The organism is Synechococcus sp. CS-603 (genome assembly GCF_977929215.1).
On the sequence record NZ_OZ376778.1, the window covers coordinates 2,145,852 to 2,159,464 of the forward strand.

The 13,613-nt window shown below is 64.0% G+C and carries 15 protein-coding genes and 1 pseudogene; 5 read left to right on the forward strand and 11 right to left on the reverse strand.

Features of this window, described 5'->3' with window-relative positions; all coding sequences use genetic code 11:
- The first annotated feature begins 293 nt into the window (after positions 1–293).
- Both ACXMDM_RS11300 and ACXMDM_RS11305 read left to right on the forward strand, forming a co-directional pair.
- The gene (locus ACXMDM_RS11300; protein ID WP_071801801.1) at positions 294–599 is read left to right on the forward strand and encodes an MTH1187 family thiamine-binding protein; all 306 of its coding nucleotides are present in this window, start codon (positions 294–296) and stop codon (positions 597–599) included.
- A 307-nt stretch (positions 600–906) separates the two neighbouring features.
- Entirely contained in the window at positions 907–3,078 is a 2,172-nt protein-coding gene (locus tag ACXMDM_RS11305; protein WP_071799674.1) for a patatin-like phospholipase family protein, read from the forward strand.
- A 58-nt stretch (positions 3,079–3,136) separates the two neighbouring features.
- On the opposite strand, the gene recD2 is transcribed toward ACXMDM_RS11305, so the two are convergent.
- The 6 genes from recD2 to ACXMDM_RS11335 all read right to left on the reverse strand — a co-directional run bounded on the left by recD2 (position 3,137) and on the right by ACXMDM_RS11335 (position 6,820).
- The gene (recD2, locus tag ACXMDM_RS11310) at positions 3,137–5,362 is read right to left on the reverse strand and encodes an SF1B family DNA helicase RecD2 (RefSeq protein WP_499569632.1); all 2,226 of its coding nucleotides are present in this window, start codon (positions 5,360–5,362) and stop codon (positions 3,137–3,139) included.
- 89 nt (positions 5,363–5,451) lie between these two features.
- A complete protein-coding gene (locus ACXMDM_RS11315; protein ID WP_071799784.1) occupies positions 5,452–5,697 on the reverse strand; it encodes a hypothetical protein in 246 nt (81 codons plus the stop codon).
- 52 nt (positions 5,698–5,749) lie between these two features.
- On the reverse strand, positions 5,750–5,935 hold the full coding sequence (locus tag ACXMDM_RS11320; protein WP_259723084.1) for a DUF1651 domain-containing protein: 186 nt from the start codon (positions 5,933–5,935) through the stop codon (positions 5,750–5,752).
- Positions 5,936–6,122: 187 nt separating this feature from the next.
- On the reverse strand, positions 6,123–6,329 hold the full coding sequence (locus ACXMDM_RS11325; protein WP_499569634.1) for an SLOG cluster 4 domain-containing protein: 207 nt from the start codon (positions 6,327–6,329) through the stop codon (positions 6,123–6,125).
- A gap of 138 nt (positions 6,330–6,467) precedes the next feature.
- Complete coding sequence (locus ACXMDM_RS11330; RefSeq protein WP_259723081.1) at positions 6,468–6,704, reverse strand: hemerythrin domain-containing protein; 237 nt, start codon at positions 6,702–6,704, stop codon at positions 6,468–6,470.
- Positions 6,647–6,820 (reverse strand): DUF542 domain-containing protein, encoded by a 174-nt coding sequence (locus ACXMDM_RS11335; protein WP_083544587.1) that lies wholly within the window; start codon positions 6,818–6,820, stop codon positions 6,647–6,649. The genes ACXMDM_RS11330 and ACXMDM_RS11335 overlap by 58 nt, the downstream gene beginning before the upstream one ends.
- A gap of 187 nt (positions 6,821–7,007) precedes the next feature.
- Here ACXMDM_RS11335 and ACXMDM_RS11340 point away from each other — a divergent pair, with 187 nt between their 5' ends.
- Positions 7,008–7,286, forward strand: coding sequence for a hypothetical protein (locus ACXMDM_RS11340; RefSeq protein ID WP_186437658.1), 279 nt, complete (start codon positions 7,008–7,010; stop codon positions 7,284–7,286).
- A gap of 9 nt (positions 7,287–7,295) precedes the next feature.
- On the opposite strand, the pseudogene ACXMDM_RS11345 reads toward ACXMDM_RS11340, so the two are convergent.
- Positions 7,296–7,814: pseudogene (locus ACXMDM_RS11345) on the reverse strand (HPP family protein).
- 155 nt (positions 7,815–7,969) lie between these two features.
- Here ACXMDM_RS11345 and ACXMDM_RS11350 point away from each other — a divergent pair.
- On the forward strand, positions 7,970–10,177 hold the full coding sequence (locus ACXMDM_RS11350; protein WP_259723079.1) for a heavy metal translocating P-type ATPase: 2,208 nt from the start codon (positions 7,970–7,972) through the stop codon (positions 10,175–10,177).
- Between the two features lie 16 nt (positions 10,178–10,193).
- Here ACXMDM_RS11350 and cadR read toward each other — a convergent pair whose 3' ends face one another.
- On the reverse strand, positions 10,194–10,781 hold the full coding sequence (cadR, locus tag ACXMDM_RS11355) for a Cd(II)/Pb(II)-responsive transcriptional regulator (RefSeq protein ID WP_259723083.1): 588 nt from the start codon (positions 10,779–10,781) through the stop codon (positions 10,194–10,196).
- 234 nt (positions 10,782–11,015) lie between these two features.
- Between cadR and ACXMDM_RS11360 the strand changes: the two genes are divergently transcribed.
- On the forward strand, positions 11,016–11,168 hold the full coding sequence (locus ACXMDM_RS11360; RefSeq protein ID WP_186437660.1) for a cupredoxin domain-containing protein: 153 nt from the start codon (positions 11,016–11,018) through the stop codon (positions 11,166–11,168).
- On the opposite strand, the gene ACXMDM_RS11365 is transcribed toward ACXMDM_RS11360, so the two are convergent.
- The 3 genes from ACXMDM_RS11365 to ACXMDM_RS11375 all read right to left on the reverse strand — a co-directional run bounded on the left by ACXMDM_RS11365 (position 11,165) and on the right by ACXMDM_RS11375 (position 13,541).
- A complete protein-coding gene (locus ACXMDM_RS11365; protein ID WP_499569638.1) occupies positions 11,165–12,646 on the reverse strand; it encodes a multicopper oxidase family protein in 1,482 nt (493 codons plus the stop codon). The genes ACXMDM_RS11360 and ACXMDM_RS11365 overlap by 4 nt on opposite strands.
- A gap of 2 nt (positions 12,647–12,648) precedes the next feature.
- The gene (locus ACXMDM_RS11370; protein ID WP_499569640.1) at positions 12,649–13,119 is read right to left on the reverse strand and encodes a DUF411 domain-containing protein; all 471 of its coding nucleotides are present in this window, start codon (positions 13,117–13,119) and stop codon (positions 12,649–12,651) included.
- 176 nt (positions 13,120–13,295) lie between these two features.
- Positions 13,296–13,541, reverse strand: coding sequence for a hypothetical protein (locus ACXMDM_RS11375; RefSeq protein WP_071799676.1), 246 nt, complete (start codon positions 13,539–13,541; stop codon positions 13,296–13,298).
- Positions 13,542–13,613: the final 72 nt, after the last annotated feature.

The window sequence follows — 13,613 nt, forward strand, 5'->3', positions numbered from 1 at the left end:
CCCCCGGGTCAGGTGCCAGGAGCGCGCTGACGATCCGGTCCCTGCTCCAACATTCTCGACGGATTACTGACTTCCCAGGCGTGTGACGTTGTCGCCGTCCACTGCACCGTTAAAGGCCTCGCCTCAGGTGCCCCGGACCCAAAGGGAGGTCCCACTTGTCAACTGGCCCCAGGCGCCAGCGTCAGCAGCTCAGCCCACAACAAACTCAGATCTTCAGAGCCCGGTGTCCTTGTCGCCGGGCTTTGTCGTGTCGGCTGGAACAGGATGAGGACGGAAGCTGCGCCGAGCAGACCATGAAGGTGATCGTCGATCTCTGCATCGTGCCCATCGGGGTAGGGGTGAACTTGGCGCCCTACATCGCCGCCTGCGAACGCGCGCTGATGCACGCAGGCCTCAAGATCCAGCTCCACCCCAACGGCACCGCAATCGAGGGGGAATGGGGCCCGGTGTTCATGGCAATCGAGGCCTGTCATCAGGTGGTACACGCCATGGGTTGCTTGCGGGTTTACACCAGCGTGGCGATCAACACCCGTACCGATAGAGACCAGACACTGGAAGACAAAGTAGCCAGCGTCGAGGCGCTGCTGAAACAAGGCTGAACGGCACCAATGACAAAGGCGACTCCTGTCGGTCGCCCTACTGCTCCGCAGATGCCAAGGGCTAGGGCCAGTTGCAGCTCTAGGGCTCGCGATGAGTTGGTCGAGGGCTTTGATTCATAGAAAGATCGACCTGCCCTGCTTCATGACGCCCCGCCCCAACCGGAACTGGCGCCAGGCCGCCGGCAAGGAGGAACGGCAGCTCGACCCAGAGTTCCAGGCCCTCCTATCGGAGAAAGAAGGGGACAATTGATCTACTGCTGAGGGGCGGCGGATCGATGCCAGGCTGAGGCCAACTGGTTCCGGAGCAATGCCCCTGGAGAGCCCCACCAAGCTGGCCCTATCGATCTCAGGCGGCGGTCACCGGGCCGCCGCCTTCGGGCTCGGCACGATTGCCCTGCTGCAGGAGCTGGGGCTCATGGAGCGGGTGGCGGTGCTTTCCACCGTGTCAGGCGGATCGCTGGTGGGGGGCTTCTACCTTTGCGCCAAGGCCGGGTTCCTGCACGATGTCGAAGACCCGCAGCGGACCCTGGAGGCCTGGCGAGACGATGGGTTCCAGCAAAGGTTCCTCCTTCCCTTCCTCGCCTTCCTCCATGACGGGCGCCTGGGGGACCGCCTTGTGGCTGACCTGCTGCCGATCCCGCTGGGCCCAGGCCAGAAGCTGATTCGCAGCGCCGCCGAGGAGGTTCAGGCCCTGCTGAAAGAACAAGGCTGTCCTGAAACGTTGGGCCACGAGGCGATCCACGCCCTGCTGGTACATAGCGACTGTGCGCCCGATCACGTGTACTTCAATGCAGCCGATCTCACCTCGCTGGATCTGTTCCGCTTCGGGGTGATGCGGCACCCCCGCAACGGTTCTGCCTATGTGGTGAATCGCTTCCGCATTCCGACCGTCGCCAAGGTGGAGGATCCAGCCCAGATCGTGGCCGCCGGCCTGCGGATCGCCGATTGCGTGGCGGCATCCTTCTGCTTTCCCGGTGGCTTCGAGCCGCTCATCTTCCCTGACGATTTCCTACGCCTCCCAGAGGAAGACGGGGAGATCCGGGCGGTGACCAGGCGCCTGTGCGGCGGTGCCGATGCGGTAGCGCTGATGGACGGGGGCCTGTACGACAACCTCGGACTGGCCAGCGTGGAGATCACGATCCAGTCGCTGCGGCTGGAGGAGGCAATCCTGCTGGGGATCGAGCCCCATCTGGGTGACGCCGAACGGGCCCGCACACCCCATGACAAGCGTGGCCGGATCTACGTTCTGGCCACTGATGTGGACAACATTCAGCCGGCGAACAAGGCGCTGGATCCGGCCAGCCAGAAACCACCGCAGGAAGCCCCGAAAGCGAATGAGTCTCATCGCCGCCGCGGTGGGCTGCTCGCCGCCCGCCGCTGGACCTGGGCTTTGCTCAGTGGTGTAGGCGGCGCCCTGCTGCCGCTGCTGACACTGTTGGCTCTGCCGCCGGCCGTGGCTGTCTGGATCGTGCGCAAGCTGCCCATCCTGCGGCAACCATTGCTGGGCTGGATACGCCGCAGCCCTGCCCTGGCGCTGCCGCTGCGCCAGCTGGGTCTGGTGCCGAATCCTGCCGGAGCCCAGGGCGCCGCTGGCGTGAGCGTGCCGCTGCTGGCGTGCGCCGCCCTGCTCTGGACGCGGCGGCGCACGGCGCAGGTGCTACCGGCCTTCAACGGCTACCTAAAGCGCACCCGCAACCTCACTTATCAGTACCTGAATTACAAGTACCAGAAGTTCGGTGGCGGTGAACCCAACACCTTTCTGCTGCGCAACCTGATCTTCGAGCTGGCACCCGGGCCGGACTCGGACCCGGATCACCGGCTCGACGAGCTCACCCGGCCGCTGCAGGACTTCGACGAACGTAAGGCTGAGACCCATCAGGAAGCCAACGACTGGATTTACCAGAAGCTCGAGCCGATCGCCTGGCTGCTGGCGCTCCCCTGGCCTGAGAATCCCGAGGAAACGCTGCAACTCCCCGGGCGGTTCGACAGTCCGGCGAACCAGGAGCGGCTGTGTCAGCTGCGGGGCGATCTTGCGCTCGATGGGGCGGTACGGACCTGGCAGCGGATCCAGGCAGTGCTGGCTCGGCCGGATGAACCGCTCAGGCAAGCTGATGCAGCCCTGACTTGCCTGTTACGCGTGGCCTCGAGCGTCCACAGGGCGCTGCCCGCCCTATCGGGTCTGCCGCCACTGGTTGGTAATCCGCTGCTGTCGCAGATCTGTGAGATGGCCACGAACCTGCCCACCACCCTCTGGCTGGAGGAGTTCCGTAGTTACGTACCCAACAGCTTCCTGCCCGATGGGCGAATCGAGCACCAAGGCGGCTGGTACGTGGACGAGGGTCTGGTCGACTGCAGGCTGATACGAGCGAATTTGTACAAAGGCGTGGCGGTGGACGTGGCCGTTGCGGCTGGCTTTCTGAACACCTGCTTCAATGTGCTGGAGTTCTGCGCGAGTCGATTGCCTCCTGTCAAGGAGTGATGCTGAGCTGCGCAAACCAGGGCACAACTGAATCCGACATTGATTCCATTGCCACTGCTCAGCCGAGCCACTCCGCCAACTTGGTGTAACGCCGGCGGCTTAGGTGGTTCTTCACCGCCATCGCCAGTGCTTTCTTCTGCCCCACCAGCACCACCAGCTGCTTGCCACGGGTGATGCCGGTGTACACCAGATTGCGCTGCAGCATCGCGTAGTGCTGGGTGAGCAGGGGGATCACCACGGCGGGGTATTCGCTGCCCTGGCTCTTGTGGATCGTGCAGGCGTAGGCAGGCACCAGGTTGTCGAGCTCGCCCCAGCCGTAGGTCACCTCGCGGCCGTCAAAGCCCCCGGCTTCCCCGGAGGGGTAACGCACCGTCAGTTCGCTGGCATCGGCATCGATCGTTTCCACCGTGCCCACATCGCCGTTGAACACCTCCTTCTCGTAGTCGTTGGCCACCTGCATCACCTTGTCGGCCGGCGCAAAGCGCCAGCCAAAGCGCTCCACCTGCTCGGTGGGGTCGGGGTTGAGCAATTGCTGCAGCTCGATGTTGAGCGAGCGGGAGCCACAACCACCGCGCGCCATCGGGCACAGCACCTGCACCTGGGCGATCGGATCGAGGCCAAAGCGCGCCGGGATGCGTTCGCCCACCACCTTGAGGATCAAGGCCACCGCCTGCTCGGGCGAGTCGGCAGGTAGGAAATAGAAGTCGGTGGTGGTCTCAGCCGGCGGCGGCCGTAGATCGGGGATGGTGCCGGCATTGATGGCGTGGGCGGCGGTGATGATGCGGCTGCTGGCCGCCTGGCGGAACACCTCCGTGAGCCGGGCCACCGGCAGCGCGCCGCTGTTGATCAGATCGGCCAGCACCTGGCCGGGCCCCACCGAGGGCAGCTGATCCACATCACCCACCAGCAGCAAGGCCGCCTCTGGTGGGAGGGCGTCCAGCAGGGAGGCCATCAACGGCACATCCACCATCGAGGTCTCATCCACCACCAGCAGATCGCACTCCAGCGGCAGCTCGGCATTGCGCTTGAAGCCAAAGGCCGCCGGGTCGAACTCCAGCAACCGGTGGATGGTTTTGGCCTCAAGCCCGGTGGTTTCGCCCATCCGCTTGGCGGCCCGGCCGGTAGGGGCGCAGAGCAGAATTCGCAGCCGCTTGGCCGCCAGGATGCGCAGGATGGCGTTGATCAAGGTGGTCTTGCCCACCCCCGGCCCGCCGGTGATCACCAGCACCTTGCTGGAGAGGGCCTGCTCCACCGCTGCCTTCTGGCTGGCAGCGAGCTCCAGGCCCAGGCGTTGCTCCACCCAGGGGATGGCAATGGCGGCCTCGATGCTTCCCCAGGGCGGGCAGCCCACCACCAGCGCCTGAAGGAACGCCGCGATGCGGCGCTCATCGCGGTGCAAATTGGCAAGGAAGATCGCCGGTTCACCGGCCAGGACGTCCGCAACGACGGAACCCTCGGCGAGTTCCAGATCCAGGGCGCTCTGGATCAGCCCTGGCTCCATCGGCACCCGAGAGGTGGCGCCGCTCTCCTCAACCGGCCCACTGGGCCGCTCGACGGCCAGCAAATCTCCGGCGAGCTTGAGCAGCTCGGCGCTGGGCAGGCCGCAGTGGCCCTCACCGCTGGCCTCCAGCAGGGCGTAATTAACGCCGGCCCGCAGGCGGATCATCGCCTCAGGTTCGATACCCAGTCGCGCAGCGATCGCATCAGCGGTGCGGAAGCCGATGCCACGGATGTCGCGGGCCAATCGGTAAGGGTTCTCCGCCATCACCTGCACGGCGTCATTGCCATACGTCTTGAAGATCCGCACCGCCCGGGCGGTGCCGACGCCATGGCTGTGCAGGAACACCATGATTTCGCGCACCACCTTTTGATCCGCCCAGGCCTGGCTGATCCGCTGGCCCCGCACCGGGCCGATGCCCGGCACCTCTCGTAGGCGCTCAGGGGCCTGCTCGATCACCTCGAACACCTGATCGCCGAACACGGCCACGAGCTTGCTGGCATAGATCGGGCCGATGCCGCGGATCATTCCCGAGCCGAGGTACTTCTCGATGCCCTCGGCGGTGGTCGGAGCGGAGGCCCTGAGGAAGGAGGCCTTGAACTGCTGGCCGTGCTCCCGGCTGTTCACCCAGGTGCCGCTGACCGTCACCCATTCGCCGGCGCTGATTTCGGCGGCGTGACCCACCACCGTCACCAGGTCGCGGTGGCCACGGGCCTTGATGCGCAGCACGCAGAAGCCGTTCTCGGCGTTGTGGAAGGTGACGCGCTCGATTGAGCCTGCCAGCACCTCGGTGGGTTGCGGGCTGGCTTGGGTCTGATCTGACGGGGACTGGCGTGCCAGGGCAGAAGTGGCTTGTGGCCTCACCTTTGCAGGCTTCAGCCCTTCGGGGGGCGAAGGGTGCGCCAGCTGCCGCTCTCGGTGCTCACCTCCAGGCCAAGGCCAACTTGAGCAGCCGGATCGCCGGTGGGCTTTCGCTGCTGCCACCAGTTGGTGGCGAAGGCCCAGGCCTCCTCGATCGACTCGAAGTGCTCATCGAGCTCAAGGTGAGGTTGGCCGTGGTGATCCACCAGGCGATAACGCCGTGGCTGGTGGCTGCTGCTGATCGGCAAGAAGGTGGTCATCAATTCTGAGCTCAGCTTGGTGGGAGTCGATCGGTTTGTGCTGTGGTGGTGATCACCACTGGGGGCTGCAGGGCGCCCAGCCCGCCTTGCGTTTCTCCTCCCAGAGCTTCAGGGCCTCCTGACGACTGATCTCCCGTCGGTTCTTGAGCAAAGGCACCTGCTCGCCTGGCAGCAGCTCACCGCTGGTGATCTCCAGGCGTTGGTAGGTGCGCTCCCAGCGGGTTGGGCGGAAGCACAGAACCTAGCGGCCGTCGCTCAGCCAACCCTCCTGCGGGGTCAGTGGGACACGGGACGATGGTCGGCTCATGCTTTTCGCAGTCTGGCCTCGATCAACCGACAGCACTCCTGCACGTTGCTCTCGCTCTCCACCTCGGCGGCTAGCGAGCAGAAGAAGTCGTTCCAGAGGGCCGGCACCGCCAGCAGAATCAGCGGCCACCACCGCCGCAGACCACCACCAAATCAGCGCTCAGCACATTGATCACGTTGCGGGCCTTACCCATGCCGGTGAACAGGGCCAGATCCAGGTCTGCTGTGTTCTGCCTGTGGCCACCGCTCCCTTCATCGGGCAGCACCCCCACCACCCAGGTGTCCCTCCACCCGAGCCGCGCCGCGGCTGGCCGCCGGTTGCTCATCTCACCTCCGGACACCAGCCCCGCTGGCGCGTCATGTCATCGGGCCAACCCTGACAGCGGTGAGCACGGGGGATGCAGCACCCCGGCTGCTACCAGGGAGTGATGGCCATGGACGAAACCCCTTAGCACTCGCTCTGTTCAGGATGATTGACGCTCTTGTTTCAGGGCGACTGCCCGCGGGAACAACACGTTGTTCTCTTTGTACACGTGCTGGTGCAGGTCGATTTTGAACTGCAGCAAGCCATCCATCAGGGCGCGACAAGAGTTGCAGCCCCACTCCGGGGTATTGCAGTCGTCTGAGAGCTCCCGCTGGCGGCTTAGCACCGCTCCAACCTCGCTGTGCTCCAGCTCCATCTGCTGGATCGGCGCCGCCACGGATCCGCAGTGGAAGCTGGAGGAATCCTCCCCGGCCTCCAGGAACAGACCTCCGCCAGCGTGAGCTGACCACCACAGCAGTAGTCGATCCTGAGTTCTTCAAACAGTCGTGCAATGGATGGTGGGCATGGGTTAGGGCCTCCTCCAGTGGCTTTTGATCAATTTTCTGAGCCTGTTCCGTGCCTGGCCAGCCGTAGCTCCAGGCCACCCTGTCGAACAGGGTTAGGGTAATCAATATGTTCACACTGAACACCAATGGGGTCAACTACGTGCGTTGCCAACAAGGAACAGGCTCTTGTGATCTTGGTGGTTCAGCAACTGGTCGATGCCCAGTTCGTTCGTGCCAATCAGACAGCAGCCGAGCGGCTCTGGCAGGAGGTGGCTGCACTCGATCTCAGCATCGATCGAGTGATCAACTTGCTTTACAGCGCACTCGATTTCAACAAACGTGACGCGCTGCGCGCTGAGGACAATGCATGGGTGGCCTGCCACCAGGTAAGGCCACCGCGTCGTGGGCCCTTGCGGTCCTGGCGCCTGAGTCGGAGCCGTAGCCAGTCGCACCCTGCGATCTGCACCACCTGAGCCACCTGGTCAAAACCAGTGGTGGGGATAAGGCTCATCAAGGAGCCTCAGACGGCTGAACAGCAACGCCATCAACGTCAACAGCAGGGAACCCGTCAGCATCGGCATCACCACAAATCCGGGCTGGGCTTTGAGCAGAACGCACAGCAAGGCCACAGCACCGGCAGGCGGATGCAGTCAGCGCAGCAGCTGTCCAAGGGCAATGGTGAGCCCAACCGCCAGCCCCATCGCCCAAGGGGTACTGCCCAGGGTTGCCACACACACCAAACTGACTGCCGTCGCCATGGTGTTGCCTAACACGATGTTGCGCGGCTGGGCTAGGGGGCTGCTGGGATGGCCGAACAACAGCACGGTGGAAGCCCCGAAGGGTGCGACCACAAGGGCGTAGTGGCTCCAGGAGCTGATCAAGCTCAGAGCTGAGATGGCCAGCAGGCCGCCTAACCAGGACGCCATCACATCGTGGGTCTTAAAGCGTGGCTGGAAGGCCCGGCCGCGTATGCACTGCTCCTGGACCCGGCGCCAGGCCATCAGTTGTGTAGCCAAAGGCACAACTGTAGGGCTGCAAGCCTGGTTTCAGGCTTGCAGGGAAGGGCTAATGCAACCGCTGCGAGATCAGGAGTGCCCCCAGACCCTTGACCCTGAAGTGACTACAGGCTGTTTGATGATGTCTGGATGACATCACCATGGCGGATCCTTGCTGCAGCAGCGGAACCAGCGGGCAGACGGCCGAAGCCATCCCAGCCCCGCAGCCGGCCGCCGCTACCGAACGCTTGTTTCGGATCAGCGCCATGGATTGCGCCACCGAAGAAACCGAGATTCGCCATGCCCTCTCAGGACTCGACGGCATCCGAGGCCTGAGGTTCCTGCTGGCCGAGCGGGTTCTGGCGATCGATGCCGAAACAGCCGCGCTCAGCTCCGCGCTCGCCGCGATCCGCGTGCTGGGGTTCAACCCGGAGCCGATCAGCCCCGATCACCGGCCGTCCGCCGCCCAGACCCGCGCCGAACGGCGCCGTGAACAGCTCCGCCTGGGAAGTTCCTTGCTGCTGGCGATTACGGCAGAGCTGCTGCATCTGGTCATTCCCGCATTCCCGGGTCATGAACTGCTGGAAGGCGGGATGGCGATTGCCGCAATCGCCCTGGCGGGCTTCTCCGTGTTTCGCAAGGGCCTGGCCGCCCTGCGCCAGGGCCGGCTCAACATCAATGCACTGATGAGCGTGGCGGTCACGGGCGCTTTCCTGATCGGCCGTTTCCCGGAAGCTGCCATGGTGATGGCGCTCTACGCCGTGGCCGAGGCGATTGAAGCGCGGGCGGTGGAGCGGGCTCGCCAGGCGATCACCAGCCTGATGGCGATGGCCCCTGATCAGGCGGAGATCCAGAAACCCGATGGTCGCTGGCAACGGGTGTCAGCCACTGCTGTGGCCATCGGAGACGTGGTGCGTGTCCGCCCGGGCGAACGTCTGCCGCTCGATGGCACGGTGCTTAGCGGCGAGAGTGCGGTGAACCAGGCTCCGATCACCGGCGAAAGCCTGCCGGTTGACAAGGTCAGCGGCGATGAGGTTTTTGCCGGCACGATCAACCAGAGCGGCGCCCTCGAGATCCGGGTGACGGCGCCCGCCTCCCACAGCACGCTGGCGCAGATCATCAAGGCCGTGGAGGAAGCCCAGGCTTCCCGTGCTCCGATCCAACGCTTCGTCGATCGCTTCGCGGCGCGCTACACCCCGGCCGTCTTCGTCTTCGCCCTGGCTGTTGCCCTGCTGACGCCAGCTTTGCTCGGATTCACGCCACCCCAGGCGATCTACAAGGCCCTGGTGCTGCTGGTGATCGCCTGTCCCTGTGCGCTGGTGATTGCCACCCCAGTCACCGTGGTGAGTGGACTGGCCGCCGCCGCCCGTCGCGGCATCATCATCAAGGGAGGCCTGTACATCGAGGAGGCCCGCAAGATCAAGGTGCTGGCTCTCGACAAGACCGGCACGATCACCCTGGGCCAACCCAAGCTGGTGGCCTTCTCCTCTCATCAGGCGGATGCCGACGCCGGCGCGCTCCAACAGCTGGCCAGCAGCCTGGCCGATCGCTCCGACCATCCAGTGTCGAGAGCGATTGCCACAAGCCTGGAGGGTGAACGTCTGAGCGTGGAGGCCTTCGAGGCCCTGCACGGGCGGGGGGTGCGCGGCATGATCGCCGGGCGGCCGCTGATGCTGGCCAATCACCGCTGGATCGAGGAGCTGGGGCTCTGCTCCAGCGAACTGGAAGCTGTGATGCGGGTGCACGAGCGCCAGGGTAGATCGCTCAGTTTGTTGGCCGATGAAACCGGCGTACTCGCTCTGATCGCTGTCGCTGACACCGTTCGGCCCAGCTCAGCGGCTGCCATGAAGGCCCTGCGCAGCCTGGGTGTCACTCCGGTGATGCTCACGGGTGACAACGAAGCCACCGCGGCTGCGATCGCGGCCGTTTCAGGGATTGAGGAGGTTAGGAGCAATCTGCTGCCTCAAGACAAGCTCGAAGCGGTGGCCAATCTGCAGGCTCGCTACGGATTCGCAGCCATGGCCGGCGATGGCATCAACGATGCGCCGGCTCTTGCCCAGGCGGACATCGGCTTCGCGATGGGGGCCGCGGGCACCCATATCGCCATCGAAGCGGCTGATGTGGTGATCATGAACGACGACCTGATGCGCGTACCGGAAACGATCGCACTTTCTCGCCGCACATTCACCATCCTGCGTCAGAACATTGTGCTGGCGCTGGGAATCAAGGCCCTCTTCCTGGTTCTCACCGTGGCCGGCAATGCCACGATGTGGATGGCGGTTTTTGCTGACATGGGCACCAGTCTGATCGTGATCGCCAATGGTCTTCGCCTGCTTCGCAAACCCATGGTTGAGCGGCTCAGAGTTTGAGCCAGGGCGGAAACAATCAGATCTGGGCCTTGTTGATTCGAGCCGAACGGTTCAACTCCACGAGAATGCCACAGGTCTTCACCTCATCAGATTGCGGACAAAGACCTCTGAGATTCCGCAACTGATTCTGAAGCTGGCGCAGTTCATCAACCCGCGCATCAACCTCGGCCATCTTTTCGTCGAGCAAGGCGTTTACGGTCCGGCAGCTTCCGGCTGGTGCGTCCCGCGCCCCGATCAAGACGCGGACCTCCTCCAGGCTCATGTCAAGGCTGCGGCAGAAGCGGATGAAACGCAACTGCTCCACATGCTGCGGCGAATAAAGACGATAATTGCCATCTGTACGCTGCGGCACCGTCAGCAAGTGCTCCCGTTCGTAATAGCGGATGGTTTCGATCTTCACCCCGGTGCCCCGTGCCAACTCGCCAATCTGCATCGATCCTCCCTCCCCGGTAGGTGGCAACCCCTTGTTGGGGACATTAGGCCCTTGACCCTGTAGCCACTTCAGGCTTTTCAATGGCAGCCTCTCCAGCCTTCTCTCAGCCTGGGTGAAGCTCACCTTGGCCGCGCTCGCCACGATCGGCATGATCGCTACCGGCTCGATCACCGCCAAGCGCTGGTGATCGAATGTGCGGAGGACGGCGTTAACAGCCAGGCCTCGCCCTTTAAGCAGCAGGGGGCTTAGGGCTATCCCAGCTGGCAGATCAAGGGGGTTTTGGATTCGGGCGTCAAGCCCGTGAACACTCCCGCTGATCTCAGTGGCTATACCGCTTCCCGCGATTTCTGAGCCGGTGTTGCTCGCCTGCCAAGGGCGAGACCTGACGACCCACGCCCCAGCTGTATGGCCCAGGTGATCTTTCACGACTTCCACAAAAGCCTCGATCTAGCTCTGAATGCCACCACCACCAGCCTGGAGCTACCGGCTACCCCGCCGGGGATCGATCCCTTTCATTGCGGCATGAACATGGTGCGCGGTGTGATGGAGGTGAACTAAGCGGCAATCTCCAGGGTTCCCATCATCCCCAGCTCCTCGTGATCAAGGATGTGGCAGTGGTAGACGGTGAGTCCGGTGAAATCGTCGAAGCGAGTGCGGATCCGCACGGTCTCCCCCGCTCGGACTAACACCACATCTTTCCAGGCCCGATAGGATTCCGGAGTGCCGTTGCGACTGATCACCTGAAACGGGTTGACATGAACGTGGAAAGGGTGATCCATGACCCCGTCGTTCACCAGTTCCCATTCTTCGGTGTCTCCGAGTTGCACTCGTGTATCGATCCTGCCGTGTTCGTAGGCGCGGCCGTTGATCAGGAACACCATGCCCATGCCCGGGGCCATGCCGTGGTTGAGCAGGAAGCGGCGGGTGCGCACCGGCTCCGGCAGGGGAACAACCGGCAACAGGCGCTCCGGTAACGGCAGGGTCGCCACAGATCCCTCATAGGCCAGGGTGGCGACAGGCACCGGCCCCTGTTGGGCAGAACCCCGGCCCATTCCCATGCCTCGGCCCATTCCCATTCCCATTCCCATTCCTCTGCTTCGGCCCATGCCGCCCATCATTCCGCCAGAGCCGCGGGCATAGGGAAGGTTCAGCAGCCGGTAGCGGCCGCCCTGCTGGTCGCCTCGCACCAGCACCTCAGCCCGCTCGCCGGGGGCCAGCAGCAGCTCGTCTAGCTGCACCGGAGTTTCAAGGGCACCGCCATCGGTGGCGATCAGGTTGAACGGATGGTCCTCCAGGGCCAGCCGCCAGAAGCGGGCATTGGATCCGTTCACAATCCGCAGCCGCAGCAGGCCGCCAGCTGGGATCGAGAGCGCAGGATTCACCTGGCCGTTGACGGTGAGCACCGCTCCCTCCCGTCCCAGCATCATCCCCATGCCCATCGAGCCGAAATCCCCATCACCAGGGAGATCCTTGAGGAAAACCACCTGCTCCTGGGCTGCTTGCACCTCGGGGATGCGATCAAGGGCACCCCGCACGATCAGCACACCACCCAGGCCACCGAACACCTGATCAGCCACGCTTCCGTGGCGGTGAGGGTGGTAATAGAAGGTGCCGGCAGGGTGGTCGGCGGGCAGGCTGAAGTCGTAGGTCTGGCTGGCCCCCGGGGCCACGCTCAAGAAGACGTTGTCCGCGTTGCCGCTGGGAGAAATATGCAGGCCGTGGTAGTGAAGATTGGTGGGACGATTCAGGCGGTTGTGCAACCTGATCCGCACGGCGTCGCCGGGTTCAGCCTCCAGCAGCGGGCCGGGCAGCAGGCCGTTGTAAGTGAGTGCCATTCGGGGGGCATTGGCAATCGTCACGGCCGTTTCCGCCGCCACCAGATCCATCTCCAGCCGCCCGCCGCTGGAGCGAACACGTGATGGGCCGGACGCCATGGGGGCGGAGCGCCCCAGCAGGGCCGCGCCCGCGACGGAGGCGGAGGCCCCTGCCGCGAGGCCAAGGAAAGAGCGGCGGCCAAAATGGAAATCCATCGCCATCTTTATGCCTTCACGTGGAAGAAGGGCGTAAACGATCCGTCGCGGGTGAAGGAGAAGACTGTGTAGGACTCACTGCGCAACGCTGACTCCATACCCGGCGAACCGAAGGGCATCCCCGGCACGGCGAGGCCCGCCACTGCCGGCCGCTGGCGCAGCAACTGGTGGATGGCCTCAGCAGGAACATGACCCTCGATCACGTATCCCGCCAGGGTGGCGGTGTGGCAGGACGCCAGATCCCCAGGAACTCCATGACTGACCTTGATCTCTTCGAGATTTTCCACCACGTGATTAACCACGCTGAACCCCTCGGCGCGCAGATGGTCCAGCCAACCCTTGCAGCAGCCGCAGCTCGCTGAGCGGTAGGCCGTCACCTGCTGGCTCTTTCCCTCAGAAACGCTCAGATTGGTCTGCTCAGCAATTGATGGCCGAGCGGTGGGCTGCGCGTACCAGGTTCCAAGACCGGCGACGGTCATCACAGCCAGCACCGTGGCGAGTAGAAGACCGCGACGGTGGACCCCTGACCAGCGGTGTTGAGGGGGACGATTGGGATCGATTTTCTGGTTGAACATCACACCGGACATACCAATCATTCAAACCATAAGGTCTCCAGTGGAGAGGAGAGTCAAGGGGGCTGCAGGCCAGCGGCTGCTCAGAGCGCGAAAAGAGCGTCGTACTTGTGGTACGCCGGCTTACGCAGTCCATCCACGGCCAGCATCCGGCGCAGTTCGATGATCTCGGCCCGCTGGGCAAGGATTACAACCCGATTCTCCTTGGTGGGCCCATCGCCCATCATCCGCATGCCGTCGATGAAGCGCAGGTCGTAGGTGGAGCCGGCCGGGCCCACATCATGTGCGTGGCCGACATGGGCAGGGTCGACTCCGGTTGGGGTCGCCATTCCAGGCATCCCGTCCATGTGTGGGGTGGGCGGCGGTGTCAGTAGGCAAAACGTGCTGACTGAAAAATCGAC

Coding starts and splice junctions, on each gene's coding strand:
- ACXMDM_RS11300 (WP_071801801.1), top strand. CDS start 294: ATGAAGGTGATCGTCGATCTCTGCATCGTGCCCATCGGGGTAGGGGTG.
- ACXMDM_RS11305 (WP_071799674.1), top strand. CDS start 907: ATGCCCCTGGAGAGCCCCACCAAGCTGGCCCTATCGATCTCAGGCGGC.
- ACXMDM_RS11315 (WP_071799784.1), bottom strand. CDS start 5,697: ATGACCACCTTCTTGCCGATCAGCAGCAGCCACCAGCCACGGCGTTAT.
- ACXMDM_RS11325 (WP_499569634.1), bottom strand. CDS start 6,329: ATGAGCAACCGGCGGCCAGCCGCGGCGCGGCTCGGGTGGAGGGACACC.
- ACXMDM_RS11350 (WP_259723079.1), top strand. CDS start 7,970: ATGGCGGATCCTTGCTGCAGCAGCGGAACCAGCGGGCAGACGGCCGAA.
- ACXMDM_RS11360 (WP_186437660.1), top strand. CDS start 11,016: ATGGCCCAGGTGATCTTTCACGACTTCCACAAAAGCCTCGATCTAGCT.
- ACXMDM_RS11365 (WP_499569638.1), bottom strand. CDS start 12,646: ATGGCGATGGATTTCCATTTTGGCCGCCGCTCTTTCCTTGGCCTCGCG.
- ACXMDM_RS11370 (WP_499569640.1), bottom strand. CDS start 13,119: ATGACCGTCGCCGGTCTTGGAACCTGGTACGCGCAGCCCACCGCTCGG.
- ACXMDM_RS11375 (WP_071799676.1), bottom strand. CDS start 13,541: ATGGCGACCCCAACCGGAGTCGACCCTGCCCATGTCGGCCACGCACAT.